At 67.9% G+C, this 24,308-nt stretch carries 24 protein-coding genes; all 24 read left to right on the plus strand.

Annotation, left to right across the window (positions count from 1 at the left end; all coding sequences use genetic code 11):
• The first annotated feature begins 1,235 nt into the window (after window positions 1-1,235).
• Window positions 1,236-1,739 (plus strand): hypothetical protein, encoded by a 504-nt coding sequence (locus PWG71_RS08570; protein ID WP_274809021.1) that lies wholly within the window; start codon window positions 1,236-1,238, stop codon window positions 1,737-1,739.
• Complete coding sequence (locus PWG71_RS08575) at window positions 1,733-2,560, plus strand: hypothetical protein (RefSeq protein WP_274809022.1); 828 nt, start codon at window positions 1,733-1,735, stop codon at window positions 2,558-2,560. The genes PWG71_RS08570 and PWG71_RS08575 overlap by 7 nt, the downstream gene beginning before the upstream one ends.
• 38 nt (window positions 2,561-2,598) lie before the next feature.
• Window positions 2,599-3,348 (plus strand): SAF domain-containing protein, encoded by a 750-nt coding sequence (locus PWG71_RS08580; RefSeq protein ID WP_274809023.1) that lies wholly within the window; start codon window positions 2,599-2,601, stop codon window positions 3,346-3,348.
• Complete coding sequence (locus tag PWG71_RS08585; RefSeq protein ID WP_274809024.1) at window positions 3,345-4,223, plus strand: hypothetical protein; 879 nt, start codon at window positions 3,345-3,347, stop codon at window positions 4,221-4,223. Before PWG71_RS08580 ends, PWG71_RS08585 begins: the two co-directional genes overlap by 4 nt.
• A complete protein-coding gene (locus PWG71_RS08590) occupies window positions 4,220-5,536 on the plus strand; it encodes a CpaF family protein (protein ID WP_274809025.1) in 1,317 nt (438 codons plus the stop codon). The genes PWG71_RS08585 and PWG71_RS08590 overlap by 4 nt, the downstream gene beginning before the upstream one ends.
• Window positions 5,536-6,432, plus strand: a complete 897-nt coding sequence (locus PWG71_RS08595) for a type II secretion system F family protein (protein WP_274809026.1) — start codon at window positions 5,536-5,538, stop codon at window positions 6,430-6,432. Before PWG71_RS08590 ends, PWG71_RS08595 begins: the two co-directional genes overlap by 1 nt.
• Window positions 6,429-7,304, plus strand: a complete 876-nt coding sequence (locus tag PWG71_RS08600; RefSeq protein ID WP_274809027.1) for a hypothetical protein — start codon at window positions 6,429-6,431, stop codon at window positions 7,302-7,304. Before PWG71_RS08595 ends, PWG71_RS08600 begins: the two co-directional genes overlap by 4 nt.
• Before the next feature lie 219 nt (window positions 7,305-7,523).
• Window positions 7,524-7,928, plus strand: coding sequence for a TadE/TadG family type IV pilus assembly protein (locus tag PWG71_RS08605; protein ID WP_274809028.1), 405 nt, complete (start codon window positions 7,524-7,526; stop codon window positions 7,926-7,928).
• A gap of 23 nt (window positions 7,929-7,951) precedes the next feature.
• Window positions 7,952-8,365: a TadE/TadG family type IV pilus assembly protein gene (locus PWG71_RS08610; protein WP_274809029.1), complete on the plus strand. Its 414-nt coding sequence runs from the start codon at window positions 7,952-7,954 to the stop codon at window positions 8,363-8,365.
• Complete coding sequence (locus PWG71_RS08615) at window positions 8,362-8,787, plus strand: pilus assembly protein TadG-related protein (protein WP_274809030.1); 426 nt, start codon at window positions 8,362-8,364, stop codon at window positions 8,785-8,787. The genes PWG71_RS08610 and PWG71_RS08615 overlap by 4 nt, the downstream gene beginning before the upstream one ends.
• Window positions 8,788-8,844: 57 nt before the next feature.
• The gene (locus PWG71_RS08620) at window positions 8,845-11,406 is read left to right on the plus strand and encodes an OmpA family protein (protein ID WP_274809031.1); all 2,562 of its coding nucleotides are present in this window, start codon (window positions 8,845-8,847) and stop codon (window positions 11,404-11,406) included.
• Between the two features lie 819 nt (window positions 11,407-12,225).
• Window positions 12,226-12,468: a hypothetical protein gene (locus tag PWG71_RS08625; protein ID WP_274809032.1), complete on the plus strand. Its 243-nt coding sequence runs from the start codon at window positions 12,226-12,228 to the stop codon at window positions 12,466-12,468.
• A gap of 123 nt (window positions 12,469-12,591) precedes the next feature.
• The gene (locus tag PWG71_RS08630) at window positions 12,592-13,212 is read left to right on the plus strand and encodes a hypothetical protein (protein ID WP_274809033.1); all 621 of its coding nucleotides are present in this window, start codon (window positions 12,592-12,594) and stop codon (window positions 13,210-13,212) included.
• A gap of 111 nt (window positions 13,213-13,323) precedes the next feature.
• The gene (locus PWG71_RS08635) at window positions 13,324-13,938 is read left to right on the plus strand and encodes a hypothetical protein (protein WP_274809034.1); all 615 of its coding nucleotides are present in this window, start codon (window positions 13,324-13,326) and stop codon (window positions 13,936-13,938) included.
• 124 nt (window positions 13,939-14,062) lie between these two features.
• Window positions 14,063-14,716, plus strand: a complete 654-nt coding sequence (locus PWG71_RS08640; RefSeq protein ID WP_274809035.1) for a hypothetical protein — start codon at window positions 14,063-14,065, stop codon at window positions 14,714-14,716.
• A gap of 96 nt (window positions 14,717-14,812) precedes the next feature.
• Window positions 14,813-15,427 carry a hypothetical protein gene (locus PWG71_RS08645; RefSeq protein WP_274809036.1) on the plus strand — a complete coding sequence of 205 codons (615 nt, stop codon included), beginning with the start codon at window positions 14,813-14,815 and terminating at the stop codon, window positions 15,425-15,427.
• 102 nt (window positions 15,428-15,529) lie between these two features.
• Window positions 15,530-16,174 carry a hypothetical protein gene (locus PWG71_RS08650; RefSeq protein ID WP_274809037.1) on the plus strand — a complete coding sequence of 215 codons (645 nt, stop codon included), beginning with the start codon at window positions 15,530-15,532 and terminating at the stop codon, window positions 16,172-16,174.
• Between the two features lie 54 nt (window positions 16,175-16,228).
• A complete protein-coding gene (locus PWG71_RS08655) occupies window positions 16,229-17,011 on the plus strand; it encodes an ArsR family transcriptional regulator (RefSeq protein WP_274809038.1) in 783 nt (260 codons plus the stop codon).
• Between the two features lie 351 nt (window positions 17,012-17,362).
• Window positions 17,363-18,163, plus strand: a complete 801-nt coding sequence (locus tag PWG71_RS08660) for a hypothetical protein (protein WP_274809039.1) — start codon at window positions 17,363-17,365, stop codon at window positions 18,161-18,163.
• On the plus strand, window positions 18,160-19,149 hold the full coding sequence (locus PWG71_RS08665; protein WP_274809040.1) for a DNA methyltransferase: 990 nt from the start codon (window positions 18,160-18,162) through the stop codon (window positions 19,147-19,149). The genes PWG71_RS08660 and PWG71_RS08665 overlap by 4 nt, the downstream gene beginning before the upstream one ends.
• Window positions 19,146-19,556: a hypothetical protein gene (locus PWG71_RS08670; RefSeq protein WP_274809041.1), complete on the plus strand. Its 411-nt coding sequence runs from the start codon at window positions 19,146-19,148 to the stop codon at window positions 19,554-19,556. Before PWG71_RS08665 ends, PWG71_RS08670 begins: the two co-directional genes overlap by 4 nt.
• A 384-nt stretch (window positions 19,557-19,940) precedes the next feature.
• A complete protein-coding gene (locus PWG71_RS08675; RefSeq protein ID WP_274809103.1) occupies window positions 19,941-20,141 on the plus strand; it encodes a helix-turn-helix transcriptional regulator in 201 nt (66 codons plus the stop codon).
• A complete protein-coding gene (locus PWG71_RS08680; RefSeq protein ID WP_274809042.1) occupies window positions 20,142-21,617 on the plus strand; it encodes a tyrosine-type recombinase/integrase in 1,476 nt (491 codons plus the stop codon).
• 349 nt (window positions 21,618-21,966) lie between these two features.
• Window positions 21,967-23,799, plus strand: a complete 1,833-nt coding sequence (locus tag PWG71_RS08685; RefSeq protein ID WP_274809043.1) for an ATP-dependent nuclease — start codon at window positions 21,967-21,969, stop codon at window positions 23,797-23,799.
• The last annotated feature ends 509 nt before the right edge of the window (window positions 23,800-24,308 follow it).

Genomic DNA, 24,308 nt, shown 5'->3' on the forward strand with positions numbered 1-24,308 from the left:
TGCGGGGCCGCCACGGGGCCGTGCGGGCGTGATGCCCGCGCGGCCCCGTTGTGGTCTTTTCCCTGGTCCATGACTTCTACGAAATTCGGGGTTGAAAATTCTCGCGAGCATGGGGAAACATCGCACCCGCAGCGTTCAACCCGGGTGAACGCGATTCCCATTTGTCCGCATTCTTTCGCATGCCCGAAAATAGGGGTTATTTGTGATGCCCGCACACGCTCCACGCACACACCGGTTCACCTCGGCCGAGCGAACCCAGAGAGTCGGATAGCGGCAATTGCCCGCTGCGGCGGGCGGGGCGAGGAAGCGCAGCTTCACGAGGGGCGTATGACCTCGCGAGGCCATTGACACCCGCCCCGCCCCGAACAGTCGGGCGCATGGTCGAAAAAGAGATCGAACAAAAGAAAAAGGTGCCTCGGGCGGTGCTCTAACACCGCCCGAGGCGTGATCCCCACCTGAATACCCCAGGAGGAAGACCATGGACCATGGTAGGGGCCGACACCGCAAGCGTCGACGCGGCTGGGCCAGCCGCGTGCGTTGGACGGTCGGAGCCGTGCTCGAAGCGATCGTCGGCGCGCAGAAACCGCCGCCCCCCTCTCGTCCGCAGTCGCCGGAGAAGAGGTCGTCTGTGCGAGCCGTGAAAGCACAACCCTGCCCAGCGCCGCTTGTCGAGCCGGAGTGGGTCCGGCGCTACGACCAGGCTCGCTGCGAGCACACTGACCGCACCAGGTTGCTTTACGCCTCGCAGACGGTGGAGCGGCTGGGGTCCGGGTGGTGCGAGGACGACCAGGGAGGGCGCGGGGTACGCCCCTATCTGGTCGCACATGAGCAGCGTCGCCTCGGTCGGCAGCCTGAGTACCCGGCGTTGCGGAGGCAGCGGCATGATCCGCTGGCTCCGGTTTCTTCCTCGCGGGTGGGTCCCGCCCAGGGCCCCGGGGAGTGGGAGGAACTGGCCGGACTCGTGCGGCAGTGGGGAGCACTGCGGCAGCCCGTCGCCTGACGCCGAAGGCGATGAGCAGGGCCGATCCCGTTCCGGGATCGGCCCTGCTCGCGTTGGCTCCTTTCGGTGTTTGTGCAGGTAGAGAGTTCGACATCGAATCCTCGTGGTTCTCTTCACAATTTTGATCACTGTGAGTGTCCGAGAATCGGTTGTGTAGTGACTCTGCGTGTGGTTACTGTCACTCATCGAAAGCGCGGTGTCAGGGCCGCGCCGGGTGAGGAATCGGCGGTGGGGCATGCGTGTGCCTGCGATGGGTTGGGCGGTGGCGGCGGTCACGCTGATGGGGTGCGCGGCACAGGAGAGCGGCCCCGTCGGCGAGCCGGCGCGCACGCCCCCGGCTCTCGCGATACCCGCCGACCCGACGGCGGAGGAGCTGGCGCTGGACGCCTACCGCGGTATGTGGGACGTGGTGGTCGAGGGCTCCCATGAAGGAGCGGTCGGCCACCCGGACCTGGAGCAGTACGCCTCGGGCCAGGCGCTCGACTTCACCTCGGACATGCTCCACGGTGTGGTGGCCACGGGGGAACCCGTGATGAGTCCCGAGGTGGTCGGCACCGACCTCTCCGGGTCTTCAGGGACCGTGTCCGTCAAAGACTGCATCGACGATTCGGGATGGCTCATAGCCGACACCGCGGTCGACGGGCCGAGCGGTTCACGACTGGTGACGGCCACGGTCGTCTCCACCGATGGCCGGTGGCTCGTGGACGACCTGTGGATGGAGGACTACGGGTCATGCTGACTCGGGTCGCCTCCTGGAACCTGGTCTTTTGCACCGCAACAGCCGCGGTGATCGTCGTGCTGCCCCAGCAGGCGGCGGCCGACGGCTTCTTCGCCGACAGTGTGTGCTCGGACGGAGGGTGTCACGTCACGGCCCGCACGCCCGGCCGCGACCCGGCGGTTGCCGACAGCCCCGCAGGAAGGGGTGGCGCCGGTGAGGGAGGACAGAGCGGGCTCGCCTGTGTGATGCCGGATACGGAGTTCGCGCAGTCCGGAGCTGAAGGGCCGCTGGAGGCGCCGCCGAGCATGGCCCGGTGCGAGAGCACGGGCGGCACCGTGCGGGTGCCGGTGTTCGACCCCGTCGTACTGGCCGAACAGGCACGGGCGGTCATGCGCCTGCCCGAGCCCGATATCGGAGTCACACCCACCCCGGACAAACTCCGGTTCGTGAACATCCCCCAGTGGATGTGGGTGGCCGAAACGGACTGGGCGCCGGTGTCGGCGACGGCGTCGGTGAGCGCCGGGTCGGTGACGGTCCTCGCGACCCCGCAGCGGGTGGTGTGGGACACCGGGGACGGACACGAGGTGGTGTGCACCGGACCCGGCACCGTCTTCTCCCGGATGACCTACCGGCAGACGGGCTCCCCGGACTGCGGGCACACCTACACGGCACTGCCCTCTGGAGGTGCCGGGGCGAGGGTGGACCTGGTCGCGGTGTGGGAGTGGGAGGTGTCGTGGTCGGCCAGTGACGGCCGGAGCGGGGACCTAGAGGCGCTGACAACCACGGCGATGGTCGCCGTGCCGGTGAGCGAGATCCACGCGGTGGTCACCGACAACCGCTGAAGGCAACGGACAGAGACATCGACGGAGAAGGGGGAGGGATGGTCGCGCTCGCGAATCCCAAGTATGACAACCGGAAAACCAGGGAAAACCCGGCCGGGACGGAAGGGGAGTGGGAGTCGGTCCGGCTGGCGGCGACCTCGCGCCGCCGGTGGAAGTGGGGGCTGCTGGCCGGGGCCCTGATCTTCTCGGGCGGTTTCGCCGGAGCATGGGCGGGACTCGCTTCGGAGGACACTCACATGGTCGCGGTGCTCGCGGCCGACCTTCCGGCCGGTCACGTGCTCACCGCCCAGGACGTCTCCCCGGTTGAAGCGGAGGGGATCGAAGGACTTCGACTGCTGGCACCGGATGCAGTGGAGGGGATGGCGCTGAGCAGGCCGATGACCGCGGGTTCCCCTCTGGTGGCGGGCTCGGTCGCCGATTCCGGTCTGTGGCCCGAGCCGGGCACCGCCCTGCTCGCGGTGCCCGTGGCCACGGTGCCCCAGGACATGGAACCGGGGGCGAGTGTCGACCTGATCGCCACCCGCCCGGCACCGGACGAAGCGGTGGAGGAGGCAGGACCCGGGGAGGACGGCTCGGGCAGTGCGCCCGGGGTCGTGACGGGCCTGGTGCACCGTGTGGCCTCCGGAAGCGAAGACGGGTTCGGCGGTGGTCACCAGGTGGTGGAGGTGGTCCTTCCCCGGGACAGGGCCGCGCGTTTCTCCCAGGCCTCTGCCGGGGGAGACGTGCAGGTCGCGCTGGTCGACCCGCGTGAGGGAACCCGAACGGGTGCTGCGGGGGAGGACGAATGATCGTGGCTGTGTGCTCACTGGGCGGGGCACCGGGTGTGACGAGTCTGGCCACGGCGGTCGCCGCGTGCTGGCCCTCCACCCCGTTGACGGTGCCGGTGCTGGTGGAGGCCGATGCCTCCGGCGGTGACGTGGCCTCCTGGTACGGCATCGATCTGGGCCGGGAGCAGAAGGGACTGGTGCCGCTGGCCGCCGCCTCACGCGTACCGGTGCCGGTGTCGGCCGGTGCCTGGGCGGAGGCCGGGGTGGTCAACGCGGTCGCAGCAGGTTCGCCGGTGCTGGACCATGCGGTGGAGCTGCCCGGCGGCTTGCGGGTGGTGGCCGCTCCGGCCGATCCGTTGGAGGCGGGCCGCGCTGTGGCCGCGCTCGCCCACAATCCGGCCCTGCTGCGGTCGGGACGGGTGACGGTGCTCGATGTGGGGCGGGCGGTGCCGGGGTCCGCGGGGGCGTCCCTGGTCCGCTGCGCGGACGCCGTCGTGGTCCTGGCCGACCTGGGCGATGTGGGGCACGCGAACCGGTTGCGGGTGTGCGCTCCGGTCCTGGCCTCGCTGAAGGAGGTCGGAGCGCGGGTCGGGCTGGCCGTGACCGGTACCTGCCCGCATTCGGATCAGGAGGTGTCCCGGCTGTTCGGACTGCCGGTGTGGGCGCGCGTCCCGCACGACCCCACCGGGGCGGCACTGGTACGCGGCGAGCACCGGCCGCCCACACGGCTGCGGGACCGCTGGACCGCATGGCGGTCCCAGCGCCGCGACCCCGACGGCATGGAGTGGATGCCGTTGGTCAGGACCGCCACATCCCTGGCGGAGCTTTGCGACGACTTCTCCGGCCTCGGCCTGGACGGCCAGGGGCAGAACACGACGGCGGTGAGTGCGGCATGACGACGACGAACGACGTTCCACGACTGGCATCGACCTTCCAGGACGGCCCGGACGAGGCAGACCTTCGAATCACCGCGGTGGCGCTGGCCGGCCGCATCACCGAACAGCTCATCACCGACCACGGCAGGGCTGCGGACCCCGAGTCCGTGGGTCGACTCGTCGACGCCTTGCTGGAGGAACGGGCCCGCACCGCCCTGATCCGAGGAGATGTCGAGTTCACGGCCGCGGACGAATCCCGGTTGCGCCGGGTGGTCCTGGACCACGTCCTGGGTCTGGGGCCGCTGGAGGAACTGCTCGCCGAGCCGGAGGTGCAGAACATCCACATCACCGGAAACGATCCGGTGACCGTGGACCTCGGTGGAGGACGCCGGGAACTCCGCCCGGCCGTGGTGGACACCGACGCCGCCCTCGTCTCCCTGGTGCAGCGGATCGCAGCACGCGCTCCCGGCGGGGAACGGCGCTTTGACACTGCTGCGCCGATCCTGTCCATGGAGTTGGAGGACGGTTCCCGGCTCTCGGCGGTGATGCCCGGCATTGCGGCCCGTCCGACTGTGACGGTCCGCCGCCACCCCGCCCGGTATCTGAGGCTGGGGGACCTGGCCCGGACGGGGATGGTGGACCAGACCGCCCGCGACCTGCTGGTCGCGGCGGTCAGGGCCCGGATGAACCTCCTCATCAGCGGCGCCACGAACGCGGGCAAGACCACCCTGCTGCGTGCATTGGCGGACACGGTCGAGGGGGAGCGGATCATCACGGTGGAGGACGCGCTCGAACTCGGACTGCACCGTCACCTGACGGATGCCAACGTCGTGGCGTTGCAGGGGCGGCCCGCGAACATCGAAGGCCTCGGCGAGGTGACCCTGGCCGAACTGGTGCGTGCCGCACTGCGGATGTGCCCGGACCGGGTGATCGTCGGAGAGACCCGGGGCCCGGAGACCATCGCGCTGCTCAACGCGATGAGCATGGGAACGGACGGGTCGATGTCCACCGTCCACGCGTCCAGCTCGCAGCAGGTGTTCGTCAAGCTCGCCGCGTACTGCGCCCAGGCCCCGGAACGGATGACCCCCTCGGCGACGGCATCGCTGGTGGGTACGGCGGTGCACCTGGTCGTCCACATCGACATGGCCCCGGACGGGGCCCGGGTGGTCACCAGCATCCGCCAGGTCGTGGGCTCCCAGGGGGAACAGGTCGTCTCGGACGAGCTGTACACCCGGGAGGCCGACGAGCCCACCGGGGAGATGGTGTGCCCGCCGAGCGGGCAGCTCGGTCGGCACCTTGCCAGGGCCGGATACCAGATGCGGAGGTGGGCGTGATGGCGTCGGGGTGGGACTGGACGGTGGGCACCCTCGCCCTTGGAGGTGTGCTGTCCGGGGCTGGCATCGCCTGCGCCGCCTACACGCTGAGCCTCTTCCCCTGGCGCGTCCCCTCCACGGGCCCGGGCCAGCGGGTCAAGTTCCCGGGCCGACGCGGTATCTGGACGCGTGCGGCCTGCGCCGCCGCCGCAGGGATCGTGACCGGTCTGGTGACGGGATGGCCGGTCGGAGCCGTGCTCGCCGCCGCCGCGGGGTGGTGGATGCCTGCCCTGCTCGGCCCCGACACCGTGACCCGTGCCGAAGCCGACCTCGCCGAGGCCCTGGCCTCCTGGGCCGAGCAGCTGCGCGACATGATCACCGGAGCCTCGGGACTGCACCAGGCCGTCACCGCCACGGTGCCCGTCGCCCCGGACCCGGTCCGCGACCAGGTCCGGGCGCTCGATGCCCGGCTGCGTGCCGGACAACCCATGGAGCGGGCGGCGGCGGTGTTCGCCCGCGAGGTCGACTCCGAGCTGGGCGATCTGATCGCGGTCGCCCTGACGATGGGCGCGTCCCACCAGAGCGGCGACCTCGGCGGAGCGCTGTCGCGGTTGGCGGAGGCCGCCCGTGAGAGGGCGACCACGGTGGCCCGGGTGTCGGCGTCCCGCGCGCGGGTGCGCTCCTCGGTACGGATCATCGCCGCCGCCACCACCTTCATGCTCCTGGGCATGGCGGTGTTCAACCCGTCGTTCCTGGCTCCCCTGGGAACGGTCTCCGGCCAACTCGTACTCGCGCTGACCGGAGGGCTGTGGGCGGCCTCGTTCTTCTGGCTCGCGCGCCTGGCCTCACCGCCCGAGCAGGTGCGCCCCTTCACCCTCGCGGCGGCCCAGACGGCCGGGGCGGGTGGTGCGGGGTGAGCGTGGCCGTGCTGTCCATGGCCGGGGCGATGATGGGCGCGGGGGTCTGCACCGCCGCGTACGCGATGCGTCGCCCGACCCTGATCGAGCGCCTGACACCCCGTCCTGCTCCCGCGCCGCGAACCCCCTCGGAGAAGGGGTGGGCCCGGCGGCTCGGACACCGCGCGGGCCGCTTCCTGGCCCGCACCGGTATCCCGGGGCCGGCCATGGCGCGGACGCTCGCGGTATCGGGCACCTCTGCGGAGGCCTACCGGGCGGAGAAGGCCGCCGCCGCCGGAATCGGCATCGTGACGGCAGCGGTGCTGGTAGCTGCGGGCTCCATGATCTCGCCGTACCCCGTGATGGTGTTGCTGCTCGCCGTGCTGGTCGCGGGGGCGGGGTTCTGCGCCCCGGACCTGGCGGCGCACAGCGCCGCGGCCGAACACCGGGGCGAACTCCGCGCGACCGCGTCAGTGCTGGCGGACCTGGTCGTGATGGGCCTGGCTGCGGGTGCCGGGCCCACCGGAGCGGTCACGGCGGCCCTCCAGTACGGGAACGGGCGAACCCCGGAACGGATCCGCCGGGCCGTGCGCGCGGCAACGCTGCGCCACCGGCCCGCCTGGGAGGGACTGGAAAGCCTCGCCCGGGAGACGGGGGTGCGCGAACTCGCGGAGCTGGCCGCGTCCCTGCACCTCGGCGGTACCTGCGGGGCGCGTACCCGCACGTCTTTGACGGCGAAGGCGACATCGCTGCGTGCTCGCCGCCTGGCGGAGACCGAAGCGGCCGCGAACGCGGCCACCGAACGCATGACCCTGCCCACCATGGGCCTGGTCGCCGGGTTCCTGACGCTGATCAGCTACGCCGCCCTCACCCATGTGACGGCCGGTTTCTAGACAGGGAGAGGTCCCAGTGAGGGATGTCCTTCAACGTGCCCGGAGCCGTGCACGCACATGGCTGGCACCATCACGTGGTGCCACTTCCGACGCCGGGGCGGCGACGACCGAATGGATCCTCGTGATCGTGGTGTCCATTGCGATCGCCACCGTCGTCGGCGGCATCCTGGTCGGGGAGTTCACCACGGCGGCCGAGTCCATCGACCTGGGCGTGAACCGATGAACACACGGTCCCGGTGCCGCAGCGGCCGCAGCCGGGGGAGCGGCAACGACCGGGGCAGCGCGGAGCCGCTCTTCGTCCTGCCGATCGTGTTCGTGATGGTGCTTGCCGTCGCGCAGGCGGGGGTGTGGGCGCACGCCCAGCACCGGACCCAGGCGATCGCCTCCCAGACCCTGGCCTCCGCCCGTGCCTTCGACGGCTCGGTGGAGGCGGCCCGGGAACGGGCCGAGCAGACGAGGGAGCAGCTCGGAGGAGGCGTTCTCCAAGGGGTGGAGGTCAAGGTCGACCGCACCACGGACCTGGCGCGGGTACGGGTGGCGGCCCGGACGGTCGGCCTGGTGCCGGGGACGGGGCTCCCGGTCTCGGCGGAGGTGTCCGGACCGGTCGAACGCCTCGCACCATGAACACCCGTGCGAGGAGTGGGCGTGTGCGGCGGCGCGGACGCGATGACGGGAGCGCCTCGGTGGAGCTGATGCTCCTCGTCCCCGTGCTCCTGCTGGCCCTGATGCTGATGGTCGTGGCCGGACGGCAGGTCTCAGCCGCCCTGGTCACCCAGGACGCTGCCGCGGCAGCGGCCAGATCCGCCTCCCTGCAACGCGACACGGCCTCCGCCCGCGCCCAGGCCCGCGACGCGGCTCTGGGGGAGCTGGCCGACCGGGGCGTGGTCTGCGACCCCTTCACCGCCTCCGTGGACACCTCCCGGTTCGAGGCGGGAGGGACGGTGCGCGTGGAGGTGGCCTGCACGGTCAGCGCCGTGGACCTGGGCGGTTTCGGCGGCCGGCGCACGCTGCGCTCCTCCGCCGAATCCCCGATCGACCCCTACCGAGGAAGGACACCGTGAACCGGGCCATTCGAACTCCGGGGCACCGCCTGTACCGGTCCGGAGACCAGGGGAACGCGTCGGTGTTCCTCATCATGCTCATGCCGGTCGTGATGGCCGTGTTCGCGCTGGTGTGGGAGGCCGGGCAGATGCTCCTCACCAAGACCGAACTGCTGACGGCCGCGCAGGAGGCCGCCCGGGCGGGCGCCCACCAGATCGATCAGAACCAGACCCTCCGCAGAGGGACCCCGGTGGTGGCACCGCATGATGCCCGACGGGCCGCCGTCGACCACCTCCAGTCCCCGGACACCACGGTGCGGGTGGCGGTCGTCGATGACCGGGTCATAGTCCTGGCCCACACCACCTACACACCCGTTCTGCTGCCGATCGGGGTCCGCGAGATCGAGGCGGAGGCGACCGCGACCGCACTGCCACCGCAGTAGCGACGCGGGAATCACGCGGCTGCGCATCAGGGCCGGAAGAGAACGAAGGGAAGAGGTATGACGCGAAGCCCGTGGTCTGTGGCGGGTGAAGCACTTTTCACGGTGGTCATGCTGGTGGGTCCGCCCTTCCTGGCGACCCGGATGGAGTGGCCGCTGGGGGAGGACACCACCTGGGTCTGGCTCCTCCAGTACCTGCGCGGGGGGACCGTGCCCAGCGCGGCCGTGATCGCCGCGTCGATGGTCGGCCTCTGGGGAGTTTGGGCGTTCCACCTGGTGATCGTCGCCCTGGACATCGTCGCCGTGGTGCGCGGCGTCGTTCCACGGGTGGGGCTGGTCCGGCTCGTGTGGGTGCTGGTGGCCGGGGGCGCCACCGCGACCACCACCCACACCGCGGCTCTGGCCGCGCACACGGACACGGTGGCCGAAGCCCCGGTCACACCCGCCACCGACCTCGCCGAGGAACCCGAGGACATCAGCGAGGAACGGGAGCAGGGCCAGAGGCTGATAGATCGCACCCGCACCCTGTCCGGTTTCGGCTTCGACTCCGCCGAGATGACCCCCTCGATGCAGGACTCCTTGGAACCGACCCTGGGAATGATCGACGATTTCGGGCTGGTCGGCGCTCCAGTCGTGATCACCGGGCACACCGACCCCGTAGGCCATCCCACCTACAACCAGGCCCTGTCGGAGCGGCGCGCCCAGGCCGTTGCGGACTACCTGGCCGATCATTTGGGGGAGGAAGTGGAGCTTCAGGTTGCCGGGGCGGGCTCGACCCAGCCCCGCGACGTCCCGGGAGCTTCCTACGCCGCGCACCGGAGAGTGGAGATCGCCTACACCCTTCAACCGCCCAACACCGGGGAATCGCAGCGGAAGGACGAACCGCAGAAGAAGCAGGAAGCGCCCGAACCGGTCCCTGAACAGGTGCAGCTGGACGTGACCACCAGCAGCGGGCACGACGGTCCGAGCCCGCTGTTGGTGGGTGCTGTCGCCGGAGCGGCCGGGATGGGTGCGGCGGGCTATGCGGTCGGGCTCCGTCGTGCACGCGCAGGAGCCGCTCGGCCCGAAGCGAAGGCTTTCGGGCGTGGGCCGGCGCCGGACCGGCCCGAGGACTCCCGCACCGAGACCGAGCATGATGTCGATCCCGGCGATGGTGAACTGGTGCGCCACGACCCGGGGGGCATTGAGGGCGATGTCATCGACTCGGACGGCTACATGCTGGTGGGCGGCACTGCCCGGGTCGACACCGCCCGGGGGGTTGCCTTCGTCGGTGCCCACGCCGCACCGGTTCTGGCGGCTGTGGTCTCCGGCCATGGCGGCCGGGGGCCGGTCATCGCCACCCGGGCCGTGGTCGAAGCCCTGGGCGGAGAGGACGTCTTCCCCTTGGGCACGCACGTTGTGGCCGATCTGCCCGGTGCGCGGATCGTGGTGGAAGCCGCGCTGCTGGCGTGCGCACGTCAGAGCATGGACGATGAACACCCTGAAGGTGACGTCCCCGGTAACGCTTTCGCCTTGGTGGTGAGCACAGCAATAGAGGTTCACGGTACCCACGGCATCCACCGGGTGCTCAGGGAGGCCCCTGGGGTCGTGATGAGTGTGCTGGGCGAGCCCGCAGAACCGGGAACGGTGGTGCACTGCGACCGCATCGAAGAAGCTCGCGTGACCTCAGATCAGGGCCACCAGGTCTACGTAGCGGGTCCACTGCGGCACCGCGTTCGTCCTGGGCACCCCAGCGTTCCGGACGAGGAGGAGTCCTTCGCCTCGGAGCCTGCTGATCATCAACCCGTATCCGAGGCCGAACCCGGACCTGCTCTCGAAACAGCCCTGTTCACCCCGCCTGCCACTGCCGTCGAGGAAACCGACAGCACCTCGAATGCCTCGCCTGTGCCACGGGTGCGGGTCCGGTTGTTCGCCCCACAGCCGGTGTGCGAGGTGGACGGCGACGATGTGCTGGCCAGATCGAGCTCGCGGCTCCTGCTGGCGATGCTGGCGCTGTGCCCCCGCGGTCTTCCCGAGAGCCAGATGAGTGAAGTCCTCTCCCCGGGAAAAGACGAGACCAAATCCCGCAAGGACCGGTACAACGCGATCACCGGTCTGCGGGCACCGTTGCGCGAAGCACTCAAAACCCAAGAGCGCATCCTGTTCAAGAAGAACGGCCGGTACTTCCTCCAAGCCGACTTGTTCGACATCGATGTGGTGCATGCGAAGGCACTTCGGGGACGTGTAGACCATGTCGTGGAAGATCGAGAAATGATTCTGAGGGAGTTGGCGCACATCTGGGAGAAGCCGCTCCTGTCCGACTGTGAGGACACGTGGTTCGAGCCCCACCGAAAACACTATGCCGACCAGTTCGTCGAGGTGCTGGTCCTGCTGGCCAAAGAAGCAGATGCAGCGGAATCTCGCGTTTCATTTCTTCAAAAAGCAATGGAATTGGACCGTTTCAACGAATCCATCTATCAAGATATCATGCACGCCTATAATGAAATGGGGCGGCCTGACGCGGTTCGGCGCACCCACCGGTCGCTGGAAAAAGCACTCGGTGAGCTGAAAAAGAAACCCAGTCCAGCGAGCGAACAACTCCTGGATGAACTGACCCGCCCCGACTCGCGGGCGCAAGGGTAGGAGTCCGGCGGAAAACGGGGGTTCCTGTGGCTACGCCGCTTGGGGCTCCTGTGACTACGCCTGTGACTACGCCTCTGGGGGTTCCTGTGGCTACGCCGGTGCCCCCAGTGCCACATCCACCCCAGCCTTAGTCATCATTGCAGTTCAGGGCATGTTCTCGTATGTCTCACGAGTCCAGACTTATACCCAGTGGGTAGTCAACTTCACGTAGGGGGCGGCGGCCCCTCCTCCGTCGGCGGGTCGGCCTAGCGGCCGACCCGCCCCCTTTTCTCCCTTTCCCTTCTCCACTCTGCTTATCCTCTCCTTTTCTGTTGTCTCTCGAATGATAATTGATGGATCATGACAAAGCCCTGGCTCTCGGTTTCGATGATCAACCAGAATCGGGTTGGAAATGAAAAAAATGATCACCCAGAAACGTACTTCGCATGCCCCGGATGGTCCCACGCGCGCGTAGGCGCGCGGGTGCGGTTCCTTCTCTGGAAAGCGCGCCCCGAAAAAATCCGAGAAAACACGCGCCGCGAGTTGACAACCCCGCGTCGGCCAAGTTCCTATGTGGGTGTTCCTGAAACGGCAACGCGGTTTCGGGGGCGGCGGGAAAAATTTCTCGCGGCACGGCTTGACAAACCCGTTTCACCCAAGGTCACCTGGTGGCCGACCGGAGAACGGAACCGTTTTCCGGGGGTGCAAAAAAAGGCTCACGGGGCGAGTTGACAAACCCGCGATACCCAAGCGAACCTCGGACCGCAAAAGAGAAACACCCGGCAATTCTAGGGAGTTTATCAATGCGCATTTTGCGCGCATCGAAACGAAGGGAACGCGATGCCTGAGGAAACCCGACCGCACCTGTGCGGGGCGACCCTGGTCTGCCCCGAATGCGGCGAGGAGGTGCGCAAACTGCCGCCCACCGACATGGCTCCGGGCTACGCAAGGCCCGACTACAGCCACCACGACGGCTCCACCCTGTGCCCGGTGCTCGGCTACCAGACCGGTGGCTACCTGGGCGGACGCAAGCCCGCCGAACCGGTCGCCTTCCTACAGGTGACGGTTCTTACCAGGACCTGATGCGGCCGGCCGGAAGACGGCCATCTTCCGACCGGCCCCACCCAGAACAACCGCGCCCACCGGACAGGTGTGGAGCCCAAGGGCGGGCGCGGTTCCCACACAACCAACGAAGTGGAGTGTGCTGTGAGCACGAGTATGCCCTACACGACGGCGATCACCGTCACCCCGACCGATGTCGAGAAGTTGCGCGACAGCGCGACCGGCAGCTGCCTGGTCTGGGACGAGGCGACCACCTGGGTCGCCACGATCGGCCGGGACCAGGTCGCGACCACCTCCCGGATGATCATCGCGGGCCGCCGGGCCTTGGCCGACCTGGAAGAGGCCCTGGACGAGCAGGGCATGCCGGTGACCGACGAGCGGCTCGCCCAAGACCTGACCGACATCGCCAACGACCACAGGACCGACTGGCCCGGCATCCGCACGATGAACCTCCAGGTGCAGGGGCTGCGCGAGGCGGTGATCGGACCGCAGGCCTACCTGGACTGCGCGCCCCTGCTCCAGGTGCCCGCCACCGGCCTGCCCCGGATGACGGACTACTACCGGCGCACCCGCACGGGCCTGATCGCCTGCGTCACGGTCTCCTTCGGCTACCTGGAACCGACCGTGATCACCGTCCGGGCCCCGCGTGAGGGCCTGCGGCCGGTCACCGAGATGACGGTGGAGACCGCAGGCGCCTTGCGGCCCCACAAGGTCCACCGGTTGATCGCCGCCGCGGTCGACGGCGCCCTGGACCTGGACCTGTAGCCACCTGCCGCGCCTGCGGGGCCGCCCCTTGCGAGGCGCGGGGGCGGCCCCCCTCTTTCCCGAACCACTGCCGAGCCTGTGTTCGGCATGCCCGAAAAGGACTGCATTCTCGTGATCGACCTGAACCTTGCCCGCCTGCTGACCGCCGAGGTCACGTCCGAGGACCTGCTCGCCCTGGCCGGCACCGGCCCCGGTGCCCTGATCATCCCCGACGCCGACAGCAGCGGGTACACCGTCGCCCGCGCCGAGCACCTGGACTGGAACCGGCGCCGGGTCATCGTCTACGGGTACCGCGACCTCGCCCTCGACTTGGCCCTGCGCCACCGCGACCACACCCAGGCCGCTGCCTGCCTGACCCGCACCGTCCGGGCCGGCCTGCGGGGGTGGGCCGCCCGGACCCGGGAGGCCAACCCCCTGGTGTGGCGTGTGCGCGAGGACCTGCACCGCCACGGTATGCACCTCAACGCCCGCCCCCAGTTCAGCACCACCGAGGACGGCGGGGCCCGCATCGACGACATCTTCACCTGGCGCCATGACAGGCGGATCGCCGTCACCCTGTGCACCGTCCAGCGCCAGCCGCACAGCCTCATGGCGGCCCTGGACCTGTACTGCGGCGGTCACCACGTGACCGGCTGGTCCGAGCGCATCACCCGCACCAGCGGGGTGCCCTGGTTCGCGCGCTACGCGGGGGAGCGGGCCCGCCTGCACCTGGACCTGCGCGACTGACCCGTCTCGGGGGTCGCCCCTGTCAGGGGCGGGGCGGCCCCACTACCCAACCCGCATCTGCGCCGAGCCCGGTGTTCGGCGCGCCCACAGAAAGGCACATTCCGTGTACGACGAGGGACTTGACGTGACGATCTCCGACTGGTTCACCGATGCCTGCATCACCTCGGGCATGCTGCGCGCCCTACGGCGCATCGGCCCCGGCGGGGTGATCATCGCCGACCTGTTCCGGCATGACTACCGGGTCATCCACGCCCAGGCCATCGCCCCCGACCAGGGCCGCACTCAGTTCATCGTGTACGGCCACCACGACCTGACCCACGATCTGCGCGCGTTCCGACGGGACTACGGGCACCGGTTCTGGGAGGAGCTGGTCGCGGCAGTGGACTGCACCGCCTTCGACTGTATGGACGACCAGCTCAACGACATCACCGCCACCGGCTATGTCGTCACCCGCATGCGCCAGCACCTGCGCCGCTACGACCTCGACCTGACCGCGGTGCCGCGCTACCGGGACAAGCGGCTGCGCCCCGGCGGTCTGGTCGCCACCCGTAGGACGGTGACGGACCGATACGCCTACCGACCCGCACCGAGCATCACGGTCACGGTCACCAGCCCGGTGGACGAGAAGACCGGTGCGCTCTCCCTGATCACTATCGCCGACCGGGGGCGGCACGTGACCGGGTGGCCGACCCGGATGGGCAACCAGTTCACCGCCGCGCACCAGGCCCACCGGGTGTCCGAGGCGATCCAGGCGTATCTGCGCCGCACCAGCGCCTGACACCCCCGGGGGCCGCCCCACCCGGGGCGGCCCCCGGCCACCCGGCCGTGTACACCGCCGACCCCGATGTTCGGCACGTTTGAAAGGACGCTTTCCATGAACGCACGACGCACCCTGTATTCCGACGTGGAGATCACGGTGGGCCTGCTCGACGACCTGGCCTCCCAAGGGCCGGGAGGGCTGATCACCGCCGACACGAACCGGCCCCGCTACCGGGTCGTCCACGCCCGTGACCTCGACTGGCACGAGGACCCGGTCATCGTGTACGGGCACGGCAACCTCACCTGGGACCTTGACCACTGGGGCGGGGACCGCAAGTGGGTCGCCGAGGCGGTCACCGACCAGGCCCGCGACGAGATCACCCACACGATCAACCTGGCCCTGACCGTCCCGCGCCTGCACAAGAGCCTGCGCACGGCCCTGCACCAGCAGGGCTGGCACCTGAACGAGATCCCCCTGGACGCGGACTCCCCCGAGCCCGGATTCATCCGGGACATCACCGACCACCTCGTCTGGAGCGCCGACCCCGGGTTCATGCTCAAGCTGCGCAGCATACGGTTCCGCTCGCCCCACCTGTCGGTGATCGCGCACCTGCACCACCAGGGCCGGTACCTGGGCTCCTTCGCCGAGGAGATCACCTCCACCGCCACGCCCCGGTTCCTCCACCACCTCCAGGAGCGCATCCGCCGCCACCGGAGCACCCGCACCTGACACCCGGGGCCGCCCCGCGAAGGGCGGGACGGCCCCGGACACCCGAACCGCTACCTGCGCGTCGCACCCGGCGTTCGGCGCGCCCACCCGAAGGGAACTCTGGTGACCGTTCACCCCTACCGGCCGATGTCGGTCCGGTTCGCCGACCAGCACCTCACGGAACCGCTGCTGCGTGCCTTGGATCGGACCGGCCCTGGCGGACTGCTCATCGCCGACCCGGACAGCGGCGAGTACCGCCTCACCCACGCCCGCTACCTCACCACCCAGACCCGGGAGGTGATCGTCTACGGACTCGGTGACCTGCACCACGACCTGGAAACCTACAGCCTTATCCTGCCCCGGGAGCGGGTGTGGCCGACCGTCACCGCCACAGCCGACCAGCTCGCTCACGCCTGCCTGGCCCAGGACCCCTGGGAACCGATCCGGCCCCGGCCCCGCACCGCCCTGGCCGCTCTGCGCCGCGCCATGCGCCAGGCCGGTTTCGCCCTGCTGCGCCGCCCGCTGTTCCACGACCGGGGCGAGGTGGGGCGGCTGGACGATGTCTACCTCGACACTCGCGACCCGGCCACCGTCGTCACGGTCGCCACCCCCTACCCCGACCCGGACATGCCCGACGGGGCGATTTTCACCTGGGTCACCCGCCACGGCTCCTACCTGAGGGGCTGGCACACCCCCACCGACCAGCGGCACGACCTGCCCCAGGTGATCCGCACCCTGGTACGCGCCCACCTGGCCTCTGACACCTGATTGGCCGTACCGGGGCCCGGCCAACACCACCCACAACACAAGGAGACACGCGATATGACCACGACCACTGCGCCTGCACGCGAGTTGATCATGACTGCTCTCACCGAGGCTGGCACACCGTTGACCGTTACCGACCTGGCCGAGGTTGCGGGGGTGGGCAAGTCCACCGTGAGCAAGTACCTGCCCGCCCTGGAAAAGGATGGAGCCGCGGTGCGCACCCCCGGCGGGCGCGACGGGCGGCGCCGTCTGCCGGACCACTGGCAGGCGGCCCCGACCACCGCGACAGAACAGGACCCCGCTTCCGACGAGGACGCCGCGTGCGCGGCCGAGGACTTCGAGAGCGCCGTCACGATGCCGCCCGTTGAGGGTGGGGGCAACGAAGACGCGCAGGTGCACCCGCAGGACAGCGCTCCGATGGGCACGGGCGAAACGGGATTGCTCGCCTCGGGTGAGAACTCCGTCCCCGAGGATGCCGGTTCCGCCGCCGAACCGGCTGCCGCAGCTGCCCTGGACCCTGCGAGCCCGGTACCGGCCCTGGACGCACCCGCGCCCCGGGCCGAGGTCGCACCGGCACCGGTAGCCGCTGACCTCGGCATGGATGAGCCGACGGTGAACCCGGTCAGCGGGTCGCGGCGACTCGCCTCAGGGGAGCTCAAGCTCATGGTCTGGGCGCTGCTCAAGGCCGCCCCTGAACAGGAGTACACCGCGACCGAGCTCAGCCACCTGCTCCAGGGGCGCTCTATCGGCGCCATTCAGAACAACCTCGCCAAGCTCACCAAGGAGGGCAAGACCGAGCTGACCTGCGACAAACCCCGCCGGTACCGGTTCGCCGCGTAGGCCGACTGATCTCACCCGCCCCCCGGGGGTGTGCGCATACCTGCGCACACCCCCACTTTCACTATACCCCTAAGGGGTATTTTCGCGTTTGATCTCGTCCGCCCCTCACCGGCCATCCGGTTGGGGTGCGCGAACGGGGACCAGTTGTGTTCCTGTCCAGGGGGCGTCACGGGGACATCGGTCTCCGTACGATCAACCGGGCCAAAGTCCTCGGCCCTGACCCGCGCTTCCGGGTCGGGGCTAGGGACTTTTCTACTCGTTTCGGACCGGTTCCGGGAGGTGGTGTCGAATCCGAGGGGCCGGAGGTGTTTCTCCCCCAGTGAAGGGCGAAACACAACGAGAGGGGACGCCTTGGGGAACACTCCGGACCACACCCGCGCCTCACACCATCACGGGGGCAGGCCGCCGTTGGCGGTCTGGGCCTGCGCACCCCGACCCGGTGACCGGGCCCTGCACACCCACCAGCAGTCCTCTTCCGGCCACGGGGGCGAGGCGGTCATCCCGGGCCGGTTGGCCGAGCGGTTGGTGGCCGAGTACAGCGGCCCCGGACAGCGGGTCGTGGACCTGACCGGCAACGGGCGGGTGGCCGAGCAGGCCCGGCTACAGGACCGCCGCCACCAGATCGTCTCCCGGGCCCTGGACGCTGTGGGTGCGACCGCCGCCACCGACTGCGACCTTGCGTGGGCGGACCTGACCGTCACGGCCCTGACTGGGGCGACCTCGCGCACGGCCTCGGTGGGGGCCCTGCGCCGTCGGATTCGGGCGCGGGTGGAGTTCGCCGCTCTGATCACCTGCCCCGGCGGCATCGTCGCGGTCATCACCCCCGTCGGGCGCACCTCAGCGGGGGTGGTGGACCCTGCGCCGGGGGTGGTGCGGGCGGCGTCCTGCGCGGGGTTGGTGTACCTGCAGCACGTGATCGCGGTGACCGTGCCGATCTGTGAGGCCGGGCTTGGCGCCGCGATCCCGGTGCGGGGCGCGGACGGGTTCGACCCCGACCCCGGACCTGCTTTGGGGGAGGGCGGAGCGGGGTTGTCGACCTCGGTGGCCGAGGCCGCAGCCACGATCACGTCGCCCGCGCACCTGAACATCAGTGTGTTCCGCAAGAAGGGGCGCACTGTGCCCGCGCAGGCGTGTGAGGAGGTACAGGCGTGAGTCAGGACCAGCACAGCACCCACCCGGACACCCCGGACCCGGATGCCGGAGGGGGCGTTCTCGGAGGCCTCATCGAGTGCGGTGATCGACCGGGGGGTGCGGGGTGGTCGGTGTGGGCGACGGGGCAGCAGCAGGCCCGGCAACAGCGCGGCCACCGCTACAGCCGCCTATCGGTCGAGCACCCGGGCAAGATGCTCCCCGAGATCGCCCGCCACGCGATCTCCACCTACACACGCCCGGGCGAGATGGTGCTGGACCCGATGTGCGGGATCGGCACCAGCCTGGTCGAGGCCGCCCACCTGGGGCGGCGCGGGGTGGGGATCGAGCTGGAGCCCAAGTGGGCGTCGATCGCGAGGTTGAACCTGCAGACCGCGATGGTCCAGGGCGCCGAAGGGGAGGGCCAGGTGCACACCGGTGAGGGCGCCGAGGTCGCCGCCCGGTTGGCATCCACCGCCTTGGCGGGTCGGGTGCGGTTGGTGTTGACATCACCGCCGTACGGGTCGATGACCCACGGGCAGGTCCGCTCCCGACGCGACGGCGCGGAGGCGGTGGAGAAGCACTCCCACCGCTACTCGCGGGACCGCGACCGCCGGGCGGCCAACCTCGCCTACCAGAACCCGGACACGCTCGCGGACTCGTTCACACAGATCATGGCCGCCTGCCGCAGGCTGCTCGCCCCGGGTGGGATGGTTCTGGTGACCACCCGCCCCTACCGCAAGGCCGGGGAACTCGTGGACTTTCCCGGGCAGGTGGCCCAAGCGGGTCGGCGGGCCGGGCTGGTCCAGGTGGACCGGTGCGCAGCTCTGCTGTGCGCGGTCCGCAACGGCGAGATCGTCTCACGCACCTCGTTCTTCCAGCTCCTGGAGACCCGCAGGTTGCGTAAGGGCGGCTGGCCGGTGCACGTGATCCAGCACGAGGACGTGCTCGTGTTCACCAACCCCGCACCGGCGCAGCAACACGCACAGGGAGAAGGAGAAGCGGCATGAGGCGGACCACCTCCGACCAGGAGGAGTGGGACGAGGAGCCGGCGGAGGTCCGCGCCCTGGAGAGGGGTTTCTTCGTCGGCGCGGCCGGCCCGGACCTGCGGATGCGCATCATCGCGGACATGCGGGATCTGGCGGCTTTCCTGGAGGAGCACCCGGAGTTGCCCATCAGCCCGCACACCCGTGTGGACGTGTCCTACTTCCCGCGCACCAGCCACGACGAGGCGGCCTTCGCCGAGGTGGCCGAGGCCGGGGCCAGGTTGGGCCGCGCTCCGGTGTGGGAGGGCGAGCACTACGTGGTCGAGCACCACCGGGGTGCGGGCCGTTACCAGGTCGTGGCCATCCCGGAGCACACACGGGCTCGGCACCGGGCCTGGCTGACCTATACCGGGCACGTCCGCCCGGACTGACCCGCGCGGGATAGGGGCGGTGCGGGGGCGCACAGGCCCCCACACCGCCCCCGAACACCCGCCCCGGGACCCCCGCTGGCCCTGGCGGTTCCAGGGCCGGTGGGGGCGTTGGTGGCCGCCAACGGCGAAAGCGACGAAACGTGTGATATCGGGTGGCGATCGAGGGCGGAGGAAAAATCCGGTGGGCTTGGGGGCGAATCCGCTTGACCACCTCGGCGAGGTCGAGCGTGGATACGTGGTGCCCCGCACGACGCGGGGTCGCGTGCCGTGTCCGTACAGGTCAAAGGTGGTGAGGGGGTGGGTCGGGTGAAGCGGGATGCTTCGGTTCGGCTGGACGAGATCGGTTCCCTGCCCCTGGTTCTTGACCCGGTGACGGCCGGGCGGATGCTCGGTTTGGGCCGCACCACCACTTACCGGCTCCTGCGGCAGGGGACGTTTCCGGTCCCGGTCCAGCGAGTGGGGCGGTCGTGGAGGGTTCCCACCGCGGGCATTCTGGCCCACCTCGGCCTGAACCTGCCTTCCACCTGGAATGGGTGCGGGCGGTGCGGCGCGCGCAGTGACCACGACGAGGAAGGGGAGCCGTAGATGGCTTCTCATCAGGGACGGGTGTTCAAACGCTGCGGCTGCCGGGAGGAGAACTCCGGAAGGGCGCTGGGGGCACGGTGTCCGAGACTGCGCCGCCAGGGCGGGGCGTTCAACCCCCGCCACGGTGACTGGGCCTACCAGCGTGAACTGCCGCCTACCAGCGAGGGGAAGCGTCGTCAGGCACGCCGTACCGGCCTGGTGAGCCAGGAACAGGCGTGGGAGGCCCTGGGCCATCTCGCGGCATTGCTGGATCTGGCCCAGGGCGAGCCCGAGGTGGAAGTACAGGTCGGGGATCTGGTCCAGGCCGCGTTGCGGACGCGCCAGCCCTTGCCCGACCTGGAGGAGGTCCGCAAACGGATCGGTGCGGGTGTGGATGCCCGGCGTGAGCCGCCGCTGGTGGGGGTGTGGTTGCGCCAGTGGTTGGACGGCAAACCCGATCTCGCGGAGGGGACCCGGGCTTCCTATGACGGGCACATCCGCAAGTACCTGGTCCCGCACCTGGGCAAGGTCCGCCTGGACCGATTGCAGGCCCGACACGTCGAGGCGATGTTCGCGGCCATCGAAGAGGCCAACGTGCACGTCCTGGAATGCCGCGAGTCCTCCGATCCGGAGGTGAAGAAGTCGGTGCGGGGGAGGCGGGTGATCTGGCTGTCGACCAAGCATCGGATCCGGGCCACGTTGCGCAGCGCTTTGTCGGACGCGGTCCGCTCCCCGGACCTGCCCGTCACGGTGAACATCGCCTCGCACGTGCGCCTGCCCTCCTGTCCGAGGAAGCGGCCCCTGGTGTGGACTGCGGACCGGGTCCGCTTGTGGGAGAAGGACGGCACGGTGCCGGGGGAGGTGATGGTGTGGACCCCGGAACAGACCCGGACCTTCCTCCAACACGCGAAGAAGTACACGTGGTTGTTCCCCATGTTCCACCTCATCGCGGTCAAGGGGCTGCGCCGGGGTGAGGCGGTCGGGTTGCCGTGGGCGAACACCCGGTTGGTGGACGGCCAGATCGACATCCGCGTCCAGGTCGTGCAGCTCGCGTGGGAGACCATCACCTCCACACCCAAGAGCGCGGCGGGACAGCGCACGATCACCTTGGACGCCGACACCATCAAGGTGCTGCGGGGCTGGAAGAGGTTCCAGAACGAACAGCGCCTCGCAGCAGGATCGGCCTGGGCCGCTACGGGGTTGGTGTTCACGCGCCAGGACGGGTCGGGGTGGCATCCGGGGCAGGTCAGCGACTGGTTCTGCCGTATCGCCAAAGCCGCCGGGCTCCCGCCGATCACCCTGCACGGGCTCCGCCACGGGGCCGCCTCGCTCGCACTCGCCGCGGGAACGGACGTGAAGGTGGTCTCGACCGAGCTCGGCCACGCGACCACGCACTTCACCCAGGACACCTACCAGTCGGTGTACCCCGACGTCGCCAAGGCCGCTGCGGAGGCGACCGCCGCGCTGTTGCGTGGGGCGCCGGTGTCGGTCGGGTAGCGGGACGGGGGAGTACACCAGGAGCAATTCAGCGCCCCGAGCCCCGGGCTGCGTGGCGGGTTCACCCCGCCCGGCCTGGGGCTTCGCCGTGGGCGGAGGCGGTCGGCCATCGGATCAAAGGTCCCATGGTTAGTTCTTATGCTTCGAATTCTCATGGGATCATTCTGCGACGACGTCAAAATTTTAGGTAATTATGATTCTCGCTTGGTGGTTTCAGTAAAGCCATGGCCGATCATGACTGGATATACTGGTGCCTGCGCTTTTGATCTGCCTTTGGGTTGGCTCATTCCTGTGGGGTGGAGGTTTCTAGCAATGGTCATGTTAATGATGAAGAGATTGGGGGATATCGATGGAACTTGTGGGAGTGAGGCTAGAAAATGTAGGCGGGTTCCAGGCCGCTGAGTTCGACATGAAAGGAAACCGTCTGCTCATTGGTGAAAACAATTCAGGAAAAACATCCTTGCTCCGAATTTGTGATTGGCTGTTTAACGTTGCTGATGCTGCATTGCTGAGCGGGCGGCGTCGGTTATCGGAGAATGAGCGATTGCTTCTTGTTCCTGCTCGTGCCACGAGGAATAAGGCACGAAGGTTGATCTTGCGAATATTTATTCCTGATGGGAGAGCGGGGCGTCGTTTCAACGCTGTAAATGGAGTATGCGAACTTCGGATACAGTTTCGCTCCGAGGTCACCTATGCACGAATCACGGTTCCAAGGAGAGGAGAGGGATCGGAGTCGGAAGAGAAAGCCATCGATTTGTTTAGGCGTTTGCAAGGATCTTACTGCGCTCTCTATGTTGGGGCCGCAAGGGATGCGCGATCGCATCTGTTTAGATCATCTTTGAAAACAGCCTTGACTCAAAGTCTATCGGGCGCCCTAATTGGCTCCGGTCTGGGGAGAATGTCGACACTAGGGAAAAATTTTACCGAGAATGCCAGGGAATTGAGTAGGGCCGGTGAGGGTCAGGCTAATTTAGTTTGGGAATCGACTCGTGAATATCTCCGGGGGTTGTTTGATCTAGATGCGAACTTCGGTCTAGATATTAACCCACAGACGATGATTGAGTTTCTTGTGAGTCAGATCGAGCCAGCTTTCTCTATGGGTGAGCATGATGCGCAGCGCGTGCCGATTGACCAGTTGGGTGCTGGTACTCAAAGCGTCATGGCAATGGCATTGATTCAGCTATCGATGGCGGGTGCTGAGAAAAGATTGCTTCTCCTGGAGGAGCCTGAAGCATTTTTGCATCCGAGTGCACAGCGGACGATTGCATGGCAAATTTTCCGGAAGAGTGATGTGCAGATAATGGCTACGACACACAGTTCTCTGGTTTTGGCGGAGGCTGCTCCGGCAGATGTCGTAGTACTTCGAGAACATATGATATATCCAGCAGGTGTTGTGGACAATGATCAAGAAGAAAAAGACCATTACCAATTATCGACATGGGCATCCGGGTCGATGTTTGACAGGAGCTTACTGCTCGTTGAAGGGCCAGGAGACCTGGCATTTTTTGAAGCAATGCGCAGAAATTTGGAAGGTATAGTTCCGATTCCTGTGCTTAGTCGAATGAGAGTAGCAGCTGTTGGTGGGAAGAACAGCTTTGGTCCCTGGTTGCGCCTTCTTCGGCGATATCGGGAACCAAATTCCAGATCACTGGCATACAGCGTACTGGTCTGTGTCGACTCAGTAGACGCATCTTCGGCTATCTTGCGTGCAATTCGCGAAAACGACATTACTGTTCAGGCTGATGTTCAGGCGAAGTTTTCGGATATAATGGGAGAATTCGATGCTGGGAGTCTAACACGTGAGGATGCGAATTTGGTTGCCCGAAGAACCGGTTCAGCAAACCTTTCGATTGTTGAAAAAGATTTTCCTGTGCACCTGATGCCTGTGGATCTCGAGTATACTTTGACAGTTGAACTTTCTGACTGTCGTGCCATTAAATTTGCAGATCTCATGAATATTGAAGCGCAATCCGCTGGAGTTCTGGCTGCGCGCTTGGGATCGAAAGGTGGAGAAGGAAAGGCGTCCGAAAAATCTGGGGCGAAGGCTCCACATGTCAGATCAAAACTGGCGTGCTATTTAAATTGGAACGAAGTGTCTAGCGACCTTAAGTTGCTTATTTGGCGATGGATTCAGCCTGCGGTCTCTGGGTCTAGTTTGTCACGTCCTATCGAGCTCCAATAGGTCTTTGATGGTTTGCCTCCTCCGCGTTCATTTGACTGTGGCTGTGGAACGAAATCGCTGAACCCTGGCTTGTCTCTTCGTTCGGATGAACTGCTGGTGCCCCGATAGGGAACGCCGGGCATGCCATCCTTTACGGAGGCAACGCCAGATAAACCGTGACCACTGGACTCCATAGTCTGTGCGGCAGATTTCCGCCTTTCTGGATACCCACGACGAGGTCCTAATCGTGGATGAGACCAGTGACCCTAAGAAGGGCGCTTGCGTCGCCGGAGTCCCATTAAGAGCGGGCTCGTCAGTAGGTTCTTTTCTCCTACCTCGCGGAGTTGAAGTACGGGTATGGCTCGGGTGATCTCTCCGATCCGGTGCGGGCGGCACCGCAACCAGAGCAGACCGCCCCTGTTTCTGATTTGGATGATGGCCCGCTCGCCAGGCAATTCTTGTTGTCAGGGATGGTTCTCGCTGGCGGGTGCGGGGCTCGGTGCAGATTCGAGACGGTAACGGAAACGTTG

Origin of the sequence: Nocardiopsis sp. N85, assembly GCF_028882275.1 — a bacterium.
Taxonomy (GTDB): domain Bacteria; phylum Actinomycetota; class Actinomycetes; order Streptosporangiales; family Streptosporangiaceae; genus Nocardiopsis; species Nocardiopsis lambiniae.